This window comes from Pseudomonas fluorescens (genome assembly GCF_000802965.1).
GTDB lineage: Bacteria > Pseudomonadota > Gammaproteobacteria > Pseudomonadales > Pseudomonadaceae > Aquipseudomonas > Aquipseudomonas fluorescens_A.
In genome coordinates this window covers 124094-143673 of record NZ_JSAK01000010.1, presented here as the reverse complement: position 1 = coordinate 143673, position 19580 = coordinate 124094, and the positions used below count along the sequence as shown (strand labels likewise).

18 protein-coding genes and 1 other RNA gene are annotated in these 19580 nt (G+C 56.8%); 13 read left to right on the top strand and 6 right to left on the bottom strand.

Going from position 1 to position 19580, the window contains the following annotated elements; genetic code table 11:
- Positions 1 to 86: 86 nt before the first annotated feature.
- The 6 genes from ligA (at position 87) to NL64_RS09880 (ending at position 6397) form a co-directional block, all read left to right on the top strand.
- Positions 87 to 2444 carry an NAD-dependent DNA ligase LigA gene (ligA, locus tag NL64_RS09900; RefSeq protein WP_034147942.1) on the top strand — a complete coding sequence of 786 codons (2358 nt, stop codon included), beginning with the start codon at positions 87 to 89 and terminating at the stop codon, positions 2442 to 2444.
- A gap of 231 nt (positions 2445 to 2675) precedes the next feature.
- Positions 2676 to 3842, top strand: a complete 1167-nt coding sequence (locus NL64_RS09895) for a zinc-binding metallopeptidase family protein (RefSeq protein ID WP_034147941.1) — start codon at positions 2676 to 2678, stop codon at positions 3840 to 3842.
- A 147-nt stretch (positions 3843 to 3989) separates the two neighbouring features.
- Positions 3990 to 4086: signal recognition particle sRNA small type (gene ffs / locus NL64_RS29510), an RNA gene on the top strand.
- A gap of 278 nt (positions 4087 to 4364) precedes the next feature.
- On the top strand, positions 4365 to 4685 hold the full coding sequence (locus NL64_RS09890) for a hypothetical protein (RefSeq protein WP_034147940.1): 321 nt from the start codon (positions 4365 to 4367) through the stop codon (positions 4683 to 4685).
- 180 nt (positions 4686 to 4865) lie between these two features.
- Positions 4866 to 5174, top strand: a complete 309-nt coding sequence (locus NL64_RS09885) for a hypothetical protein (protein WP_034148017.1) — start codon at positions 4866 to 4868, stop codon at positions 5172 to 5174.
- Positions 5175 to 5509: 335 nt separating this feature from the next.
- Entirely contained in the window at positions 5510 to 6397 is an 888-nt protein-coding gene (locus NL64_RS09880; protein WP_034147939.1) for a hypothetical protein, read from the top strand.
- 722 nt (positions 6398 to 7119) lie between these two features.
- Here NL64_RS09880 and NL64_RS09875 read toward each other — a convergent pair.
- Positions 7120 to 7524 (bottom strand): hypothetical protein, encoded by a 405-nt coding sequence (locus NL64_RS09875; protein WP_034147938.1) that lies wholly within the window; start codon positions 7522 to 7524, stop codon positions 7120 to 7122.
- A gap of 590 nt (positions 7525 to 8114) precedes the next feature.
- Between NL64_RS09875 and NL64_RS09870 the strand changes: the two genes are divergently transcribed.
- The gene (locus NL64_RS09870) at positions 8115 to 8480 is read left to right on the top strand and encodes a hypothetical protein (protein WP_034147937.1); all 366 of its coding nucleotides are present in this window, start codon (positions 8115 to 8117) and stop codon (positions 8478 to 8480) included.
- Between the two features lie 131 nt (positions 8481 to 8611).
- Complete coding sequence (locus NL64_RS09865; RefSeq protein ID WP_034147936.1) at positions 8612 to 9223, top strand: recombinase family protein; 612 nt, start codon at positions 8612 to 8614, stop codon at positions 9221 to 9223.
- Between the two features lie 298 nt (positions 9224 to 9521).
- On the opposite strand, the gene NL64_RS09860 is transcribed toward NL64_RS09865, so the two are convergent.
- From NL64_RS09860 to NL64_RS09840, 5 genes are all read right to left on the bottom strand, one after another.
- Positions 9522 to 9938: a response regulator gene (locus NL64_RS09860; RefSeq protein ID WP_034147935.1), complete on the bottom strand. Its 417-nt coding sequence runs from the start codon at positions 9936 to 9938 to the stop codon at positions 9522 to 9524.
- 85 nt (positions 9939 to 10023) lie between these two features.
- Positions 10024 to 10332 (bottom strand): hypothetical protein, encoded by a 309-nt coding sequence (locus NL64_RS09855; RefSeq protein ID WP_034147934.1) that lies wholly within the window; start codon positions 10330 to 10332, stop codon positions 10024 to 10026.
- A gap of 81 nt (positions 10333 to 10413) precedes the next feature.
- The gene (locus NL64_RS09850) at positions 10414 to 10980 is read right to left on the bottom strand and encodes a hypothetical protein (RefSeq protein WP_052321233.1); all 567 of its coding nucleotides are present in this window, start codon (positions 10978 to 10980) and stop codon (positions 10414 to 10416) included.
- A gap of 38 nt (positions 10981 to 11018) precedes the next feature.
- Positions 11019 to 12341, bottom strand: coding sequence for a site-specific integrase (locus NL64_RS09845; RefSeq protein WP_034147933.1), 1323 nt, complete (start codon positions 12339 to 12341; stop codon positions 11019 to 11021).
- A gap of 430 nt (positions 12342 to 12771) precedes the next feature.
- Positions 12772 to 13512, bottom strand: coding sequence for a substrate-binding periplasmic protein (locus NL64_RS09840; protein ID WP_034147932.1), 741 nt, complete (start codon positions 13510 to 13512; stop codon positions 12772 to 12774).
- A gap of 134 nt (positions 13513 to 13646) precedes the next feature.
- On the opposite strand from NL64_RS09840, the gene dnaX reads away from it, so the two are divergent.
- The 5 genes from dnaX to NL64_RS09815 all read left to right on the top strand — a co-directional run bounded on the left by dnaX (position 13647) and on the right by NL64_RS09815 (position 19543).
- Positions 13647 to 15725, top strand: coding sequence for a DNA polymerase III subunit gamma/tau (gene dnaX / locus NL64_RS09835; RefSeq protein ID WP_034147931.1), 2079 nt, complete (start codon positions 13647 to 13649; stop codon positions 15723 to 15725).
- A gap of 67 nt (positions 15726 to 15792) precedes the next feature.
- The gene (locus tag NL64_RS09830) at positions 15793 to 16131 is read left to right on the top strand and encodes a YbaB/EbfC family nucleoid-associated protein (RefSeq protein WP_008028561.1); all 339 of its coding nucleotides are present in this window, start codon (positions 15793 to 15795) and stop codon (positions 16129 to 16131) included.
- Between the two features lie 257 nt (positions 16132 to 16388).
- A complete protein-coding gene (locus NL64_RS09825; RefSeq protein ID WP_034147930.1) occupies positions 16389 to 17423 on the top strand; it encodes an NADP-dependent oxidoreductase in 1035 nt (344 codons plus the stop codon).
- A gap of 79 nt (positions 17424 to 17502) precedes the next feature.
- A complete protein-coding gene (gene recR, locus NL64_RS09820) occupies positions 17503 to 18105 on the top strand; it encodes a recombination mediator RecR (RefSeq protein ID WP_034147929.1) in 603 nt (200 codons plus the stop codon).
- 289 nt (positions 18106 to 18394) lie between these two features.
- The gene (locus NL64_RS09815) at positions 18395 to 19543 is read left to right on the top strand and encodes an acyl-CoA dehydrogenase family protein (protein ID WP_034147928.1); all 1149 of its coding nucleotides are present in this window, start codon (positions 18395 to 18397) and stop codon (positions 19541 to 19543) included.
- The last annotated feature ends 37 nt before the right edge of the window (positions 19544 to 19580 follow it).

The window sequence follows — 19580 nt, the reverse complement described above, 5'->3', positions numbered from 1 at the left end:
TCGCCACAATGTCCATAGCCTTGAGCTACTGTGATTTAAAAAATTGAGCAGCCTCGGCTGCTCTTTTGCTTTATGAGAGAACACCCATGACTGCCGCCAAAAACCGCATTCTAGAGCTGCGTGCCGAGATCGATCAGCACAACTATCGCTATCACGTGATGGACGAGCCGAGTATTCCCGACGCTGAATACGATCGGTTGTTCAACGAGCTCAAGGCGCTCGAAGCCGCCAATCCCGAGCTGATCACCAGCGACTCGCCAACCCAGCGAGTGGGCAGCGCGGCGCTGTCGGCGTTCACGCAGGTGCGCCACGAAGTGCCGATGCTCAGCCTCGGTAACGCCTTTGAAGAAACCGACATGCGTGAATTCGACCGTCGCGTAACCGAAGGGCTGGATCTGCCCGCCGGCGATCTGTTCGGTGGCGGCGCGGCCGTGGAATACAGCTGCGAACCCAAACTCGACGGCCTGGCCGTGAGCCTGCTGTATCAGGACGGTGTACTGGTGCGCGGCGCCACGCGCGGCGACGGCACCACCGGCGAGGACATCAGCGTCAACGTGCGCACCGTGCGCAACATTCCACTCAAGCTGCACGGCACGGGCTGGCCGGCAACCCTGGAAGTGCGCGGCGAAGTGTTCATGTCCAAGGCCGGTTTCGAGCGGCTCAACGCCTCGCAACTGGAAGTCGGCGGCAAGACGTTCGCCAACCCGCGCAACGCGGCGGCGGGCAGCTTGCGGCAGCTGGATTCGAAGATCACCGCCAATCGGCCGCTGGAGTTCTGCTGCTACGGCATCGGCCAGATTTCTGCGGATATCGCTGATACCCATATCGGCAACCTCAAGCAGCTCCAGGCCTGGGGCATGCCAATCAGCCACGAATTGAAACTGGCTCACGGCATCGACGAGTGCCTGGATTACTACCGCGACATCGGTGAACGCCGTAACGGGCTGGCCTATGAAATCGACGGCGTGGTGTTCAAGGTCAACAGCATTGCCTCCCAGCGTGAACTGGGTTTCCGCGCCCGCGAACCGCGCTGGGCCATCGCCCATAAATTCCCGGCCATGGAAGAACTTACCGAGTTGCTCGACGTGGAGTTCCAGGTCGGCCGCACCGGTGCTGTCACGCCAGTGGCGCGTCTGAAACCGGTCAAGGTGGCGGGTGTCACCGTGGCCAACGCGACGTTGCACAACATGGACGAAGTGGCGCGTCTGGGGCTGATGATTGGCGACACGGTGATCATCCGCCGCGCCGGCGACGTGATTCCGCAAGTGGTGCAAGTGGTGCTTGAACGTCGCCCGGACAATGCACGTCCGGTGCAGATCCCGGAGCAGTGCCCGGTCTGTGGCTCTCACGTCGAGCGCACGCAACTGGTCAAGCGCAGCAAAGGTCGCGAGACAGTCAGCGAAGGTGCGGTGTATCGCTGTGTCGGTCGACTGGCCTGCGGTGCGCAGCTCAAGCAAGCGATTATTCACTTCGTTTCCCGCCGGGCCATGGACATCGAAGGACTCGGCGACAAAAGTGTCGAGCAACTGGTGGATGAAGGGTTGGTCAATTCGCCTGCCGATCTGTATGCCTTGAAGTTCGAGGACATCGTCGATCTCGAAGGCTTTGCCGAGCTGTCGAGCAAGAAATTGCTCAGCGCCATCGAAGACAGCAAGAAGCCGGGGTTGGCGCGCTTCATCTACGCCCTCGGGATTCCGGACGTCGGCGAAGAGACGGCCAAGGTCCTCGCACGCTCCCTGGGTTCGCTGGAGCGGGTGCAGCAGGCTTTGCCGCAAGTGCTGACGTACTTGCCGGATGTCGGGCTGGAAGTGGCGCACGAGATTCACAGCTTCTTTGAAGATGCGCATAACCAACAGGTGATCGCCGATCTGCTCAAGCACGGCTTGCAGATTCAGGATCAGGGTGAGTTGGGTGCCGAGTTCGCCGCCAGTACCACGCTGGGCGGTTTCCTCGACAAGCTGCACATTCCTTCGGTCGGGCCGGGCGGGGCGCAGAAACTCGCGGACAGGTTCGGTACGTTGCAAGGCGTGATTGGCGCCGATTGGCTGGACATGCGCCAGGCGCTGCCGGAGAAACAGGCCAATGCGGTTCGCGAGTTTTTCGCGGTCGAGGAAAACCGGCTGCTTGCCGAAGCGGCGGAAAAGCAACTGGCCGATTTCGGTATGCACTGGCACAGCGAAAAGAAAGTCGTCGAAGGCTTGCCGTTGGCTGGTCAGACTTGGGTGCTGACTGGTTCGCTGGAGCTGATGAGTCGCGAAGTGGCCAAGGACAAACTCGAAAGTCTTGGCGCCAAGGTAGCGGGCTCGGTTTCGGCCAAGACCCATTGCGTGGTGGCAGGCCCGGGTGCGGGTTCGAAGTTGACCAAGGCCAATGAGCTGGGGCTGAAGGTGCTGGATGAAGAGGCGTTTGTGCTGTTCCTGAAAGAGCACGGCATCGAAGCCTGACGCAATTCCCTGTGGCGAAGGAGCTTGCTCCCGCTGGGCTGCGAAGCAGCCCCATCCAATCACCGCATTTACCAGGCACGCCGCATGTTCTGGTTTTGCGACCGCTGCGCCGCCGAGCGGGAGCAAGCTCCCTCGCCACAAAGGGTTCTGCGTCACGAGTGTCATCTACAAAACGGAACGATCACGGCGAAGCGATGATCTAGTCTTGGCAAGCCCCAGGGAGAGATCGCCATGTACCGTTTCTTTGAGCAGCTCAGCTCGCGCATCGCCGCCCCTTTCATGGGCGAAACTTCGCGCAACAGCAAAGTCTGGTCCTGCCGTTGCGGGCAGTCGCTGTTCTTCAGCAACAGTCAGTGCCTGGCCTGTTCGGCAGCGTTGGGTTATCAACCGGAGCAGAGTCGCTTGTCCTCGCTGCAACCGGGCGCGCAACCCGATACCTGGCTGCTCGACGTCGATCCTGAATATGGTGAATTGCGCCGCTGCGCCAACCTCGATTCCCCGGCCGCCTGCAATTGGCTGCTGCCCGCCAACGATCATGATGCGCTGTGCATCGCCTGTAGCCTGAATCGCACCATTCCCGATTTGTCGATTGCGCAAAACCACGATCGCTGGCGCAAGGTGGAAACCGCCAAGCGGCGTCTGGTCGCGCAGTTGGTCAGCCTCGGATTGCAGGTCATCCCGAAAACCGTCGATGAAGACACGGGCCTGGCCTTCGATGTCATCGGCGTCGATCTCGAAGGCAAGGCACCCACCACCGGCCACGCCAACGGCTTGATCACCCTCGACATCAAAGAGGCCGACGACGCCCATCGCGAACAAGTGCGAGTGCAGATGCGCGAACCCTATCGCACGCTGCTTGGGCATTTTCGTCATGAGGTGGGGCATTACTACTGGGACCGGTTGATCGCCAACAGTGATTGGCTGGAACCGTTTCGCGGCTTGTTCGGCGATGAGCGTGAGAGCTACGCCGAGGCTCTTGAGCGGCATTATCAGCAAGGCGCACCGCTTGACTGGCAGCAGCATTACGTCAGCGCCTACGCGACCATGCACCCTTGGGAAGACTGGGCGGAAACCTGGGCTCACTACCTGCACATGATGGACGCGGTGGACACCGCGCTCGGATTTGGCATGAGTGCCCGGGAAATGGATTTCGACTATCAACCGTTCCCTTCGAGCACGCTTTACGATCCGCAGCATCCGGGCGGCGCGGCGTTTCTGTCATTCGTCAACGCGTGGATCGAATTGGCTGGCATGCTCAATGAGCTGTCACGCAGCATGGGGCAGCCGGATTTCTATCCCTTCGTGTTGCCGCCAGCGGTGATCGCCAAGCTGCATTTCATTCACCTGGTGATTCAGCGCGAGGGCGGCAGGGCGGATGAGGTGGTAAAAGACCTGTAGGAGCTGCCGAAGGCTGCGATCTTTTTCGGTATCCCGCATGTCCTTGACGCGCCTCATATTTTTTAATCCGCCCGAACGGTTGTAAGTTCGTCTCAGATAGGTACAATGGCGCGGCTCGCCGTCAGGTGAGCGTCGTTATGGTGACCCCATCGGTCCCCCCGCAACGATTACCCGTGAACCTGGTCAGAGCCGGAAGGCAGCAGCCACAGCGGGAACATTGTGTGCCGGGGTGTGGCTGGTGGGGTTACCACCTATCTCTAAGTCCTTGAATTCTCAAGGATTTATCAGAAAAAAATCTCGAAGTGTGACAGCGTTTAGGTACACCGAAGTGGTGCACTGTGCTGGGCATTTTACCCACCGAAGTCCTCGACTCCAAGTTCCTCCGTCTCGCGGACGATCTTTCTACGCTGGTGTCTGACTCGTGCCGTCTTTGCTAAAGGCTGAGCAAGTGAATTCCCCAACAGCTTTTGTGGCGATAGGCTACTATCAGGCTAATTCATTGGCATGCACTGGGAGTGGCGGATGGGTAAAGTTAAGGCGCTGGTAGGGGCGGCGGTGACTCTATTAAAGAAGCTCGACGACCATCGAGATCGAGTTGCTGATCACGCTGATACTGCGGCTAAAGCTGGCAGGTTGGTGGCCGCCGCGACAATGGCTGGTGCAACGGTTGCCGCTCCTACGGGATTGACTGCACTGGGAGTAACGGTTGGTGTCGTCAGTGCTCCTGCCATCGTTACTGCTGCCCCTGTCATTGTTTCTATCGCGGGAGGGATGATGCTCTTTTCGGCGGCAGCCTCTCTCTATACAAAAGTTCGGAAGAAGCGGCTGAATCACAAAGTCTAGTGGTTTGGCGTCCCTGTCTCCGCCATTAGGTGAAGAGCTGCGAACCTATCGGCTTGTCGACATTCCTAAGCTTCGTCGCAACGGTCACACTATCACTTCGCTATCTCTACCCGTCGTGCTGCAATGATGGTGGCTATGAGCTATCGTAGAGTGACGATTACTAACAGAACGGATGCGATAATGAACGAACAGCTTTTTGTTCTGACTAGTCAGAAGAAGAAAACAAACCACGTGCTTCATTTGTTGCTATGCATACCAACGCTCGGTTTTTGGGCGATTGTTTGGATAATTGTTGCGTCGGTCAATCACGGCAAGAATGCTCGAATCGATCACAAGATCAACAGTTTGATGCACTATAAGTCACAAGGAATGACGGAAAACGAGAGCTATCACCAACTGAAGTCTGACACCAGTTCAAACAACCTTGCGACTATCAGAATTGTATTCGTCCTCGTTGCAGTGGTATTCGCCTACTTCGCACTACGGTGAATAGACGAAGTTCGATAGATAGCAGGCAATCTGAAGGCCAGCAGGAAGGCTTCTTAGCTCACGCAGGGGCTACAATAAGTGCATTGCTAGAACCCTGCAGTCTCCATGAAGAGCGTTGCTCATAACGCATCATAGGCGCTCTTAGAGTGATGCTACTTGACTTCTTTCGTTCGCACTAGTATGATGACCACCTCTTCGCAACAACCAGACCGCATCTGCCACCAACCAAGGTGATCTCAGAGCGCGGTTTTGTCGTGCCTGCGATTTGATAACCCAACCCGGCACTACCCGAGAGGAACTGCCTATTGAACAGAACTGAACAAGGAGAACTATCCATGCAGCACGCTACCACCTCGCCGCCCCATACAGACATCAATCCGCTTACTCTCGCTCAACTTCGCCAAGCCCGTGACGAGAACCGCACTCTCCGTGTCGACAACCTGATTGTCGAAAAGCAAACTGGCGAAATCATCGGTTGCTACGTGCACAGTCAACTTACACCAGAGCCATACAGCTACCTGCCTCAAGTGAAGGCGACCGCTTACCGACCAAACTTCACTATGTTTGATGACGGCACTCCACTTGAGATCACTGCGGGGCCAGAAGCTTCACAGCAAAGCTCGGCAGATATCATCCAGTTTCCACAACAAGCCCTCTTGGCATCGAATGCCGGTCGACCAGTCGTTGTACTGACCAATCCATTAGCCGGATTCTTGCAGTACTTCAATTTCGACGGATACTCCGCCGATTGGATAGATGGCTATATCATCGGAGCGTGCGGTATACAGGTAGAGCATGAAAATGGTCTAACTGCGACGACTGGACGCTTCAACGTATCGCCAAGTGACGTTCGGAGGGTGTTATACCAATCCGAAATCTGTACGGAGAGCGCAGCCACAGCTCTCTGCAACCACAACCTTGAACCTATGGGCGTTCGCCAAGTTGAGCGTGTTGTACAAGCGGCGCGAATTGCACTTGGAGGCTTGATGCGTCATCTTGAGGGCCATCCGGAACTGATGGAACAATTTGAGTATACGTTGGACTTTGAGGCGTTCTGGAAAGAGCGTAGTGCATACCTTCGGGGGGAGTCACCCGACAAGGCAGAAGCGATGAAGCTGTTCCGGCAAGACCAAACTGTAACAGTTACTGCCGTAGCCAAACGGTTTGGAGTCCACAGGAACACAGCAGGCAACTGGAAGCGGGAAGCGCTGATGCACAATTAACGACAGATATTATAAGAGAACGAAGCGAACGACGCTTTTGACGTTGCCTTGCACGGTAAGCGACAGCTTACATGTGTACTTCAGTGAAGGGACTTCGCGACTGTATACTCTGTGAGAGAGGCGATAGCCCGAAGGTGTAGCTGGGATTATTGATAATTATCAATCCCAGAATCTCAATGTAGTCTCTAGCTTGAAGTTTACTGTCTTCAGCTATCGCTGATAGGTGAACACCTGAATACTCACGTATTCCCTTCTTGCACTACAAACAAGATCAAGTGCAACAGCGAAGCTGGATTGTGGTCATGTCTTATTGTGTATGTGCAAGACCGGAAGGTCTACGGTGTTTCCTGCAATGAACGGCAGTTCAAGGGTTTGGGCGGAATGATATATATCAATTCATCCGCCAATCTCTTTGGGTTGTAACTTCAAGGCTGTCGCCTGCGATGTAGTACCGTTTGAATAGGTATCCTGTGTAGAACTCCGTTCTGTGCAATTGCTCGATGTTGTATCTGTGGAGCAAGTCGCGGTGACTTACCACACAGCGTGAGCTGTGAATAGTATTGTCCGTAAACGGAAGTTCATAATAGTATTCCCGTGAGCCGGGCTCACCTCTGTACTCTCTGTAGGTTGTTCTTGATTAAATAATTAATGATGAATCTCTTCAGGAGGGATACGCCTTTACATGGAACAGTATAAGGGCGAGGGAACGGAGTTCCAAGAGGTCATGCCTTCTTAGGGCGGAAGCCCCGGTACACCCACTTAATGGATATTGCGATGATGTACATGATCAGGCTTAACCCAGCCCACCATGCGGCGTAATACGCCACAAACTTCACTTGCCTCTCAGTCAGCGTATTGAGCCGGTCTTTGTACTGATCCACTTCCACCATTAAGTTGCCGTCTGCTTGCTGTTTCGCATATGCGGAACAATCTCCTACAGCCTTTTCCTGCCCATCAATGTTTCCGAAATATGCCTCACAGGACACCAAAAGTTTAGCCCTGTCGCTAAGCACCCAGAACGCCTGCTTCTCTGTCGGGAAAGAGTCGTACTTCCAGCTGATTGTCAGCAAGGCGATAATTACGCTCAACACCACCCCTAACCGTTGCCACCCGCTCATTTTGTTCATGTCGTCCTTGCTGTTGTCTGGTTATTCAGCAGCTTGCATTGTGGCATGGACACCCGACAGTTGCGGTATGGGCTCTCGGGTAAACCACGCTGAAACACCACACACCAGCACCACCCAGACGATGCCTAGGGCTAGAACGAACACAACGAATGTTTTGGTGCTCATAGGGTGTCTGCTTACCGGGAAGGCCGGAATGAGGGAGGTGGAGATAAGAAGTCCACGTTTCGGGGTAGTTCGGTCCAAACCAGCGTGCTCGGTGGAAACCCTGAAACAACCTCGATTAACTCAGCATATCCCCTAGGGCTTTCACACGATTGACCTGGGACAAGTAAGTTGCCCATGGCTGGAGCCCTGATTCCACGGCCCTCGACAGGTGCAGCGGGTTAAGCTTTTCCTCGTGAGAGCGTTCAAGCGAGTTAAATTGCACAGATTTCAAGATTCACGCACCAAAACGCCAATTTATTACAAGGGATCGCAAGTAAAAGCTTGCTGTATGCTGCATACAGCAATAGTCAAGCATTTTCTTCTTGCTGCCTGTCATTTTGTGTGCAAGCCTTGCTTCCGGGGATTTGCCCATGAGGAGACGTGTCATGCCATCGATTTCAGATTTGAAGAAACCAGTGAGCCCGCAGAAGCAAACGGGCAACCCAATCGTTGATGCAGAGATGTTGCGGAAGGAGTCTGAAGAACTGGCTCGGATCAGTGCCGTACTGTCACAGGACTTCCCAACGAAGCTGGGATCGCCTCGGGCTCCTGTGCATGAAATAACAGTCGAGACGCCTCACATCGTGAGAGTGATGCAGGCACAAGCCGCTAAGGCTCAGAAGGAAGAGAAGGAAGCGAATCGTCCAGTTTGGAAGCGCTGGGTGTTCTGGTCGTCTCTGGTTGGAGGTATCGGCGTGTTTATTACCTTTGTCCTGACTGTCCTGACCTACTTTAAGACGTTCGGCGTGTAGTACCGCTATGGGTATACCCAAGCGAGTACCGTCTATCGAAGATTTTCCCATGTACCGAAATATCGCTTTTCTAATTCATATCGGTACACGCACAATCGGTACATCCAAAACGGTACAAAGGGAAAATCATCATGTTCATCCGGGCCTATCTCCGCGCTTCGACCAATTCCCAAGACGCTACCCGTGCCAAACAATCGCTAATCGATTTCGCCACCGAGCATGGTCACAAGATCGCCGCCTTCTACGTAGAGAACGAATCTGGCGCCAAGCTCAACCGCCCTGAGTTGTTCCGTCTGCTGGAAGACAGCCATGAGGGTGACGTGCTGTTGATTGAAGGTGTTGACCGACTGTCCCGACTCACTGCCCAAGACTGGGACATGTTGAAGACTCAGATCGCAGCCAAGAAGGTGACGGTGGTATCGCTCGACCTGTCCACCAGTCATGCAGTGTTGCAGCCTGCCAAGGGCATAGACGATTTCACTAAGGGAATGATCGCAGCCGTGAATGGCATGTTGCTCGACATGCTGGCTGTAGTAGCGCGGAAAGATTATGAAGATCGCCGTCGTCGTCAGAAGCAGGGCATCGCTAACGCCAAGGACAACGGTGCATACAAGGGCAGGCAGGTTGATCAGGATCTACACGCCCGCATCAAGGATGCTCTAGGGTCTGGCATGAGCTTGCGTAAAGCCGCTTCAACCGTTGGATGCGCATTGTCTACAGTGCAGCGTGTCGCCAAGATGTAACGCTTCTACAGCGCCTACAGGCTCGCCATGGCGGGCTTTGTCACATCTATGACCTGGATAACTGCGCGTGGAGACAGCCCTAGTTCGCCTCGCAGACTGATCCAGAAGGGCGGAAGGTTTATTTTATAATTAAGAAATATTCTCATATCGGTAGTAGTAGCCTTGCTTCTCCGTGCCGGTAGAACCGAGTGATTCTGACGGACAAGTGCCCATCATTATTTTCGCCGCTGGAATCTGGATCAAACCGAGAGTTGCACTTGTCCCAGCGGAGCGGGCATGAGTTCTGTGGAAAGGCGGCTCAACGCTTTGAGATGTCCGTAGGCGGAACACCCGGTTGAAGTAGATTGGCAACCGCCATCACCAGATCTTCCAGCGACCACGGTTTTGCAAGGAAGTTAGTAGCCGGGGGTAGCCCAATGAAAGTGTCGGTCCAACCGCTTGTAATGATTACCGGTGTATCGGGCCATCTGTCTCGGGCAAGCTCCGCCAGTTCAGCACCTTGAACCTGTCCCGGCAGGCCATGGTCAGCGATGATGAGTGCACATCGGGTGTCCGAGGCCAGCAAGTGGATCAGTGCGTCATCAGCGGTCGAGAATGCAACACAGGCGGCACCAACCTCGCTCAAGATTTCTTCCATGAGGTCACGTAGCAGGGGTTCATCCTCGACGATTACGATATCGCCGTTTGTGGGGAGCAGCCGGAAATTGACATCCATGCTGTTGGTCCTGAGTCGTCACTAGGTTTTTCAGTCTTTCACCTTAAGGGAGCTGGGTCCACCATGTCACACCGTTGACCTGGGCCTAGGTCTTGTCATTGGTGTGGTCCCCATACTGGTAGCCCATCCGTGCCGTTTCACGTTCACTCTCTTGGCGGTACAGGTCACTCAGCTTCCATCGTAGGCGCTCGTGTTCAACCTTCAAGGTGGTTAGTTCGGTGGAGCTGTCACGGTGCATGATGATCAGCTTGGCAATGTTTAGGTGAGCCCTCCGCAAGTCCTTTTGTGTCGTCTCAAGCTCAGCACACAGCAAGGTGCACTGATGCTTCAGCATCTCTTCACGAGAAGGCATCCCCAGTTCAAAGCCCGAGTCATCAATCAAATCTTCATCCATCACATACGCACCAGAAGCTGTATTTTTGTACAGTATAATGGCGATCGGTAATGTTCAATCTGCTGGTGATGGGTGGTGATCTCACGCTTTCGGAGTGTCCTTACACTGGCGTTGGCTGTACTGGTCATTGATGTCACTGAGTAGGCCGTCAAAGGCACGCACCAACCATACGAAGCAATTCTTGTGGGCCTCCCACTCGGAGTCTTCTATCCGCAGTTCTTCTGCCGACTTCGGATGGACCAGACGATCCCTAATTTTGAGTGTCGGTTTTACATTGCACCAGTCAGTTCCACCGCCTAAGTCGCGCTCGGGTACCTTGAATACTTTAGCTACGAGCTTGATTGTCTCCTTGACGTTCTTGAGTGTGTCCGTTCGCTCGTCCTCAAGGAACTCAGCTTGCTTAGTTTCGAGCTCGTATGCACCAGCATCCACGATAATCGAGGTCATGTGTTTGAGTGCATACGTAATGGCTTCAACGTAGGCCCACGAAGCACGAACAAGATTACGCCGAAGCACCTGATTGCTGTGATCATCTTTAAACACGTCGAGAAGTGCATCCAAGTCCTCCCGCAAGATGGAGTTCATGCTCAGTAGGTTTTCCAGCGCCTTGTCGAAGTCATCACAAGCGGTGTGCAAATCGGTGGTCATGCGGCACCTTCTGGCGACAGTACGACGCTGGCTGATGTCTAGAGTGGAGTATCCAATGTAGTGTTGAAGGGTTTTATATGTATGAGTGCTTCCACCATCGCTCTCAACGGTATCCTGCTCCCATAAATACCGAACGTCACAGCACTGTCTTCGTGTCCCGCGATTCGCTTGATCAGTGAGTCCTGTACCCCGGCGTCCCGCAGTTCATCGATCAAAGTATGCCGGAAACTGTGGAATGTCTTCCTCGGGTCGGTGATGCCCAGTTTGGTTTTGTACCGACCGAACCACTTCGATGGGGCGTGGCCCAGTTTCCCCCTCACGGCTTCCAGTTCAGGGAACAGACGATCTGTTCCGGTGCTCCTGACTGACTCAGCATGCTGCAACAGCCCCAGGTCGATCAGGGCAGGGTGCAAGGGGAGCATGCGTCGGCTGCTGGAGTTCTTCAGGTTCTGACCTTCGCGGCTGTCATCGATACGGATGCACGGGATGCCCTGTTCTTCGATGAAGTCATCCACACGTAGTTGGCAGAGTTCTTCCAGCCGAGCCCCTGTGGCACGCCCCAGCAGCGGCAACCAGTAACGCCATGGATGCTTACGGGCTTCTGCTTTGAGTGCAGCCAAATCCAGCAGGGTCGTCAGATCGTGTCGATCAAAGGACAACCGTGCCTCCTTGGCCGATCCCGTCATCACTTTCATGCCCACCAGTGGGTTGTCCGCGATGTACCCGTTCGCCTTGCACCAGTTGAGGAAAGCAGAGAGTTTACGTAACCGGTTGTTCACCGTGACTGCCGTGATGGTCTTGTAAGTGCTACCCGAATCGACAACTTGTCTCAACGTCTTACCTTCATATTGAGGACGTAGGCCGAAGTATTGCGGGCAACGGCTCAACCGTTCTTTCAGCAGTCTGGCTTGTTGTGTGTCGAACGCCTCGACGGGCATGTCGCCCATGAGCTCGAACAGATCACGCAGAGCACGTTCCACCTCGAAGGTGCTGACCTCCCGCCACGTACCACCGCGTTTTCCTTCTTCTATATAGAGCTTGGACAAGGTGGTTAGGGTAGGGCCATCGCTGTTCCGCATCACAGCATTGGTTGGCGCCTTCCGTGCAGCAGGTTGGATTGTTGTTAAGGGAGCAGAGTCTCGCCACTCCGAACACAACCTACGCAGCGTCTGGAGGTCTGTCATCGGGTGTTCAAATAGATGGTTGAGCACTTGCTGAGCCAGTGAGCTGGCGAGGAATAATGCAGCCTGACGCTCTCGCAAGTTCAAGCACATACGCAGGGTGTGACGATTCGGAAACAGATGCTTGGGCAATCGAATGTTCAGGTAGTAGTCGGACTGGCGGCGGACGATATAGGCCATGAGTGGAACACCAAAGTGGAACAGCAGAGTGGAACAATGCTGACCACACCTCAAAGCGTTGACTGCCCGTGCGGTGAGTCCGCACGGTAGATATCCTGCAACCTCCAAAGCCTGAAACCCTTACCCCATAAGGTTTGCAACGATACCCGAGCATGCTGGCATGCCACCTGGTCAGAGCCGGAAGGCAGCAGCCACAGCGGGAACATTGTGTGCCGGGGTGTGGCTGGTGGGGTTGCCTCCATAACGCACCGCGATTCCTCTGTCGCGTTATCTGATTAAAAATACTTTTTATTGCACTGCCATGGATTAATCGTCCTGGGCGGTTTTTTGTCGTCTCCAAAAAAGCGGAGGAGGCCACCCCGTGGCGAGGGAGCTTGCTCCCGCAGGGTCGCGAAGCGGCCCCCAAACCAGTCTTATGCCCGGCGCTGGGCTAAGACTTGCCGCCAATATAGAGCCGAATGATGTCGTCGATCTCCCCGGACATCTTCATCCGCAGCAAGGTCCGCAGAATCCGTTGCACCGGCACCTTGGGGTCGTTGCGCACATAGCAACCGACGCGCTGCTCCTGCAACACTGCCACACGTTGCAATTGCTGCTCCGGCAACAGGCGCTGATTGAACCAGTCCAGGGTCCATTGATTGCTGACGGCATAGCGATTGCGCCCGGCGTGGAGTTTTTCCAGGACCTGTTCCTGATTGCGGGCGTCGTCGCGATGGAGCTCGTTGGCATCGAACAGCGGTTGCAGGGTCGGGTAGCTATAGCCGAGCACGGTGCCGATGGACTGGTGTGACAGTTTCGCCGGTATCACCGTGGCGGGCGCGGCAGGGCGGCTGATCAGCAAATCGGGTTGCGTCAAGAGCGGGATGCTCCAGATGTAGTCGCCAGACTGGTTCGGCATCCATGACTGCGCGGCATAACAGCGCACATCGACCTCGCCGTGCTCCATGGCGTTTTGCACGCGTCCGCGAGGCAATACGTGAAATTCAGCGGGCACGCCGACCTGGGTCGCGAGGCTGAGCATTACGTCGTAGAGGATGCCTTGAGTCGGTCGGCCACGCTCAAGTTGCACCATCGGCATCGCCCAACTGTCGGGCACCACGAAGCGCAACGGCGCATCAGCGGCCACGCCATCCAGGCTGATCAACAGCAATGCCCCCAAGGCCAGCCGCATAAACGCTCCGTTATCGATGAAACAAAAAGCCCCCAAAACGCAGCTTAGCCAGATTAGACGAGTCCACCGGATGCAATTTTGGCCTTGCTCCGCTAGCATTAGCCGCTTCTGCTTTCCAGTGGTGATGGTTTTCGATGAGTTATCAGGTTCTTGCACGTAAATGGCGTCCGCGCTCGTTCCGCGAAATGGTCGGCCAGACCCATGTGCTCAAGGCTCTGATCAATGCCTTGGACAGCCAGCGGCTGCACCACGCGTACCTGTTCACCGGTACCCGCGGGGTCGGCAAGACCACCATCGCGCGGATCATTGCCAAATGCCTGAACTGTGAAACAGGTATCACTTCGACGCCCTGTGGCGAGTGCTCGGTGTGCCGTGAGATTGATGAGGGCCGCTTCGTCGACCTGATCGAGATCGACGCCGCCAGTCGCACCAAGGTTGAAGACACCCGCGAGCTGCTCGATAACGTGCAATACGCGCCAAGCCGTGGCCGCTTCAAGGTCTACCTGATCGACGAAGTGCACATGCTCTCCAGCCATTCCTTCAATGCGCTGTTGAAAACCCTTGAAGAGCCGCCGCCCTACGTCAAGTTCATCCTGGCCACCACCGACCCGCAGAAACTTCCTGCAACGATTCTCTCGCGGTGCCTGCAGTTCTCCCTGAAGAACATGACCCCGGAGCGGGTGGTCGAGCATTTGACCCACGTGCTGGGCGTCGAGAACGTGCCGTTCGAAGACGATGCACTGTGGTTGCTGGGCCGCGCCGCCGACGGATCGATGCGCGACGCTATGAGCCTGACCGACCAGGCAATTGCCTTCGGTGAAGGCAAAGTCATGGCCGCCGACGTGCGGGCGATGCTTGGCACCCTCGATCACGGACAGGTCTATGACGTTCTGCATGCGCTGATCGAAGGCGATGCCAAGGGGTTGCTCGAAGCCGTTCGTCATCTGGCCGAACAAGGCCCGGACTGGAACGGCGTGCTCTCGGAAATTCTCAACGTGCTGCACCGTGTCGCCATCGCCCAGGCCTTGCCTGAAGGCGTCGACAACGGCCACGGCGATCGTGACCGGGTGCTGGCACTGGCCCAGGCCTTGCCGGCTGAAGACGTGCAGTTCTATTACCAGATGGGCCTGATCGGTCGCCGCGATTTGCCACTGGCACCGGACCCGCGCGGTGGCTTCGAAATGGTCCTGCTGCGGATGCTCGCCTTCCGGCCCGCCGATACTGCGGATGCCCCGAGGCAACCGCTAAAGCCAGTGGGGATCAGCCAGGCCACAGTTGATTCCGCAAATTCAGTGGCTGCCGCGCGAGTTGTTGCGCCGGTAGTCGCTGCGGCAGTTACACCCGTGGTTCCTGCGCCGGTTGCGGAGGCAGTGGTTGCCGAGCCTGAGCCTGTTGCGCCGGTCGTCGTACCTGAGCCTGAGCCTGTGATCGAGGCGGTCGTGGTCGAGGAGGTTGTCGACCTGCCGTGGAATGACCCGGTCGAGCCTGCGCCTGTTCAGCAGCCGGCGGTCGAGCCGGTACTGGAAACCACCAGCGAACAACCCGAATTACCGCCGATGCCGTTGCCGACGCCGGACAGCGTGGTGCCGGACGCGCCGGAATGGGCCGCTGCACCAATCCCGGAACCGTCCGTGGCCGAGGTCGATGCCGCCACGCCAGGCATGGACCTGGACGACGAGCCGCCGCTGGACGAAGACTACATCGAGCCGGACATCGATTCGGCCTACAGTTACCTCGACGAACTGGCCAGCGAGCACGCCGCTGAGCCGGCGCCAGAACCCGAGCCTGAGCCCGCAGCAGCGCCGGCAACCGGTCTGGCCCTGCAATGGCTGGAGCTGTTCCCGAAACTGCCGATTTCCGGCATGACCGGCAGCATCGCCGCCAACTGCACGCTGATCGCCGTGGATGGCGACAACTGGCTGTTGCACCTGGACCCGGCCCACAGCGCCTTGTTCAACGCGACCCAGCAACGTCGTCTCAACGATGCGTTGAACCAGTTTCACGGGCGCACGCTGACCCTGAGCATGGAGCTGATCAAGCCCGAGCAGGAAACCCCGGCGCAGGCGGCGTCCCGTCGTCGTGCCGACCGTCAGCGCGAGGCTGAGGAATCGATCCACGGTGATCCGTTCATCCAGCAAATGATGCAGCAGTTCGGTGCGGTGATCCGTAACGATACTATTGAACCTGTCGAAGCCCTGGCCAGTCAGGGCTAATAACTGAAGGCGTTCGGTCGTAAGGGCCGTGCGCTGTTTTTATCCAAGTACTTTTGAGGTGATTCCCATGATGAAAGGTGGCATGGCCGGCCTGATGAAGCAGGCACAGCAGATGCAGGAAAAAATGGCCAAGATGCAGGAAGAGCTGGCCAACGCCGAAGTCACCGGTAAGGCCGGTGGCGACATGGTCACCGTGGTGATGACCGGTCGTCATGACGTCAAGCGCGTGACCATCGACCCAAGCCTGGTCGAAGGCCTGAGCGAAGACGACAAGGAAATGCTCGAAGCGGTGTTCGCGGCAGCGGTGAACGATGCCGTTCGCAAGATCGAAGCCAACAGCCAGGACAAAATGTCCGGCATGACCGCTGGCATGCAACTGCCACCGGGTATGAAACTGCCATTCTGATTCGCCTTCAGACGGCAGATGAGCTACAAAAAAATGCCAGGCATCGCGCCTGGCATTTTTGTTTCTGGCTATCGGTAATGTGATGACTGTCAGGCCGCTTTCGCGAGCAGGCTCGCACAGTTGAACGCATTCCAGTGCGGAGCGAGCCTGCTCGCGATGAAGTCCACTCGGTCGTATGGTAGAAACATCGAACGCGAAATCGCCACAAAGGTCTGCTCCCTATATCCCCGAATTCACCCATTCAAGGAGACGCTGACATGTCCGACCCCATGACCCTCAACCAACGCATCGTCCTGGCCTCCCGTCCGGTAGGCGCACCGACGCCGGAGAATTTCCGCCTGGAACGCGTGGCGCTGCCCGAACTGGCCGACGGTCAGGTGTTGCTCAAGACCCTTTTTCTGTCGCTGGACCCCTACATGCGCGGGCGCATGAGTGACGCGCCGTCCTACGCGGCCCCAGTGGAAATCGGCGGGGTGATGACCGGTGGCGCTGTCAGCCGGGTCGAACGCTCGTTGCATCCCAAGTTTCAGGAAGGTGACCTGGTGGTCGGCTCGACTGGCTGGCAGAGCCACAGCATCAATGACGGTCGCAGCATCATCCCGGTGCCGTCGGGCCTGCCGAGCCCGTCAATGGCCTTGGGCGTGCTCGGCATGCCGGGCATGACCGCGTACATGGGCTTGATGGACATCGGTCAGCCGAAGTCCGGCGAGACCCTGGTGGTCGCCGCAGCATCCGGCGCAGTGGGTTCGGTGGTCGGGCAAGTGGCGAAGATCAAGGGCCTGCGCGTAGTGGGCGTGGCCGGTGGTGCGGACAAGTGCCGTTATGTGATCGAAGAGCTGGGCTTCGATGCCTGCGTCGACCACAAGAGCCCGGACTTCGCCGATGAATTGGCCAAGACGTGCCCCAAGGGCATCGACATCTATTTCGAAAACGTCGGCGGCAAGGTATTCGATGGCGTGCTGCCGTTGCTCAATCCCAAGGCACGTATTCCGCTGTGTGGCCTGATTGCGTCCTACAACGCAACCGAAGCGCCGAGTGGGACGGATCGCCTGCCGCAATTGCAACGCACGCTGCTGACCAAGCGTGTGCGGATTCAAGGCTTCATCGTATTTGACGACTACGGTGACCGTCAGCCGGAATTCGTCAGCGCCATGGCGCCGTGGGTGCGTGATGGCAAGGTTAAGTTCCGCGAAGACGTGGTCGATGGCCTGGAGAACGCGCCCGAAGCATTCATTGGTCTGCTGGAAGGACGCAACTTCGGCAAACTGGTGATTCGGGTCGCCCGGGACTGACTAATCGACGCTGCTATTTGACGCTAATCAGAGGCGCGGGTATAAACCGCGTCTCGTTGTTTTGTCGGACTTTTTCCCCATGAGCTTCAGCCCTTTGATTCGCCAACTGATCGATGCCCTGCGCGTTTTGCCAGGCGTGGGTCAGAAAACCGCCCAGCGCATGGCGTTGCAGTTGCTCGAGCGTGATCGCAGCGGCGGCTCGCGACTGGCGCAGGCCCTAAGCCAGGCCATGGATGGGGTCGGTCACTGCCGTTTGTGCCGCACGCTGACCGAAGATGACCTCTGCCCGCAATGCGCCGATACCCGGCGCGACGACACGTTGCTGTGTGTGGTGGAAGGGCCGATGGATGTCTACGCCGTGGAGCAGACCGGGTTCCGCGGGCGGTACTTCGTGCTCAAAGGCCACTTGTCGCCGCTCGACGGGCTGGGGCCGGAAGCGATCGGCATCCCGCAATTGATGGCGCGGATCGAAGAGGCGGGCACCTTTGCTGAAGTCATTCTCGCCACCAACCCGACCGTGGAAGGCGAAGCCACCGCGCACTACATTGCCCAATTGCTCAGCAGCAAAGGCCTGATCGCCTCACGCATCGCCCATGGCGTGCCGTTGGGCGGCGAGCTGGAATTGGTGGATGGCGGGACGTTGGCGCATTCGTTTGCGGGGCGTAAGCCGATTTCGCTGTAACAGCAAAAGAGCGCAGCCTTCGGCAGCTCCTACAGGGATAGGTGTTTTTTCTGTAGGAGCTGCCGAAGGCTGCGATCTTTTGATCTTCAATCTCTCTCTTGTAAAACCAGGTAATCGTGGCGTCTGCACAGACGCCATCGCCACCAAGCCGGCTCCTACATTTCAAACGGTCTGTAGGGGCCGGCTTGCTGGCGATGCAGACACCTCGATCCCCCTGATTCAAACAATCCTGTTGAAAACCAAGCAAGCGCTCGGTTAACGTCGCTGAACCCTTCAGTGGAGTTCGCCGATGCCTGCCTTTCAGGAATACTTCGATCCCAGCCACCAATTGGTCCGCGACAGCGTCAGACGTTTCGTCGAGCGCGAGATTCTTCCGGACATTGATCAGTGGGAAGAAGCTGAAAGCTTTCCCCGCGAGCTCTACCTCAAGGCCGGTGCGGCGGGAATCCTCGGCATCGGCTACCCGGAGCAATACGGTGGCAGCCACGAAGGCGATTTGTTCGCCAAGGTTGCCGCCAGCGAAGAGTTGATGCGCTGTGGTTCTGGAGGCCTGGTGGCGGGGCTGGGGTCGCTGGATATCGGCTTGCCGCCGATTCTCAAATGGGCCAGGCCGGACGTCCGAGATCGGGTTGTGCCACAGGTGTTGTCCGGTGAGAAAATCAGTGCCTTGGCCGTTACCGAACCCGGCGGTGGTTCCGACGTCGCCAACCTGCAAACCCGCGCCGTGCGTGACGGTGATGTTTACCGGGTCAGCGGCAGTAAAACCTTTATCACCAGTGGCGTACGCGCGGATTTCTACACCGTCGCGGTGCGTACCGGCGAGCCGGGTTTCGCCGGCATCAGCCTGTTAATGATCGAGAAGGGCACGCCCGGTTTCACCGTGGGACGGCAACTGAAGAAAATGGGTTGGTGGGCGTCGGACACCGCCGAATTGTTCTTCGATAATTGCCGTGTGCCTGTAGGCAATCTGATTGGCAGCGAAAACATGGGGTTCGCCTGCATCATGGGTAACTTCCAGAGCGAACGCCTGGCTTTGGCGCTGATGGCCAACATGACCGCACAGCTGGCGCTGGAGGAAAGCCTGAAATGGGCGCGGGAGCGTGAAGCCTTCGGCAAACCCATCGGCAAGTTCCAGGTGATCAAGCATCGCCTCGCCGAGATGGCTACCGAACTGGAAGTCTCAAGGGAATTTACCTATCGGCAAGCGGCGAAAATGGCGGTGGGGCAGAGTGTGATCAAGGAGATTTCCATGGCCAAGAATTTTGCCACTGACACGGCTGACCGGATTACGAACGATGCGGTGCAGATATTGGGTGGGATGGGTTACATGCGCGAAAGTCTGGTGGAGCGGTTGTATCGGGATAACCGGATTCTTTCGATCGGCGGGGGGACTCGGGAAGTGATGAACGAGATCATCAGTAAGCAGATGGGGCTGTAGTTGGTGGTGCGGCGGATGACGCCATCGCTGGCAATCC

Coding starts and splice junctions, on each gene's coding strand:
- ligA (WP_034147942.1), top strand. CDS start 87: ATGACTGCCGCCAAAAACCGCATTCTAGAGCTGCGTGCCGAGATCGAT.
- NL64_RS09895 (WP_034147941.1), top strand. CDS start 2,676: ATGTACCGTTTCTTTGAGCAGCTCAGCTCGCGCATCGCCGCCCCTTTC.
- NL64_RS09890 (WP_034147940.1), top strand. CDS start 4,365: ATGGGTAAAGTTAAGGCGCTGGTAGGGGCGGCGGTGACTCTATTAAAG.
- NL64_RS09885 (WP_034148017.1), top strand. CDS start 4,866: ATGAACGAACAGCTTTTTGTTCTGACTAGTCAGAAGAAGAAAACAAAC.
- NL64_RS09880 (WP_034147939.1), top strand. CDS start 5,510: ATGCAGCACGCTACCACCTCGCCGCCCCATACAGACATCAATCCGCTT.
- NL64_RS09875 (WP_034147938.1), bottom strand. CDS start 7,524: ATGAACAAAATGAGCGGGTGGCAACGGTTAGGGGTGGTGTTGAGCGTA.
- NL64_RS09870 (WP_034147937.1), top strand. CDS start 8,115: ATGCCATCGATTTCAGATTTGAAGAAACCAGTGAGCCCGCAGAAGCAA.
- NL64_RS09865 (WP_034147936.1), top strand. CDS start 8,612: ATGTTCATCCGGGCCTATCTCCGCGCTTCGACCAATTCCCAAGACGCT.
- NL64_RS09860 (WP_034147935.1), bottom strand. CDS start 9,938: ATGGATGTCAATTTCCGGCTGCTCCCCACAAACGGCGATATCGTAATC.
- NL64_RS09855 (WP_034147934.1), bottom strand. CDS start 10,332: ATGGATGAAGATTTGATTGATGACTCGGGCTTTGAACTGGGGATGCCT.
- NL64_RS09850 (WP_052321233.1), bottom strand. CDS start 10,980: ATGACCACCGATTTGCACACCGCTTGTGATGACTTCGACAAGGCGCTG.
- NL64_RS09845 (WP_034147933.1), bottom strand. CDS start 12,341: ATGGCCTATATCGTCCGCCGCCAGTCCGACTACTACCTGAACATTCGA.
- NL64_RS09840 (WP_034147932.1), bottom strand. CDS start 13,512: ATGCGGCTGGCCTTGGGGGCATTGCTGTTGATCAGCCTGGATGGCGTG.
- dnaX (WP_034147931.1), top strand. CDS start 13,647: ATGAGTTATCAGGTTCTTGCACGTAAATGGCGTCCGCGCTCGTTCCGC.
- NL64_RS09830 (WP_008028561.1), top strand. CDS start 15,793: ATGATGAAAGGTGGCATGGCCGGCCTGATGAAGCAGGCACAGCAGATG.
- NL64_RS09825 (WP_034147930.1), top strand. CDS start 16,389: ATGTCCGACCCCATGACCCTCAACCAACGCATCGTCCTGGCCTCCCGT.
- recR (WP_034147929.1), top strand. CDS start 17,503: ATGAGCTTCAGCCCTTTGATTCGCCAACTGATCGATGCCCTGCGCGTT.
- NL64_RS09815 (WP_034147928.1), top strand. CDS start 18,395: ATGCCTGCCTTTCAGGAATACTTCGATCCCAGCCACCAATTGGTCCGC.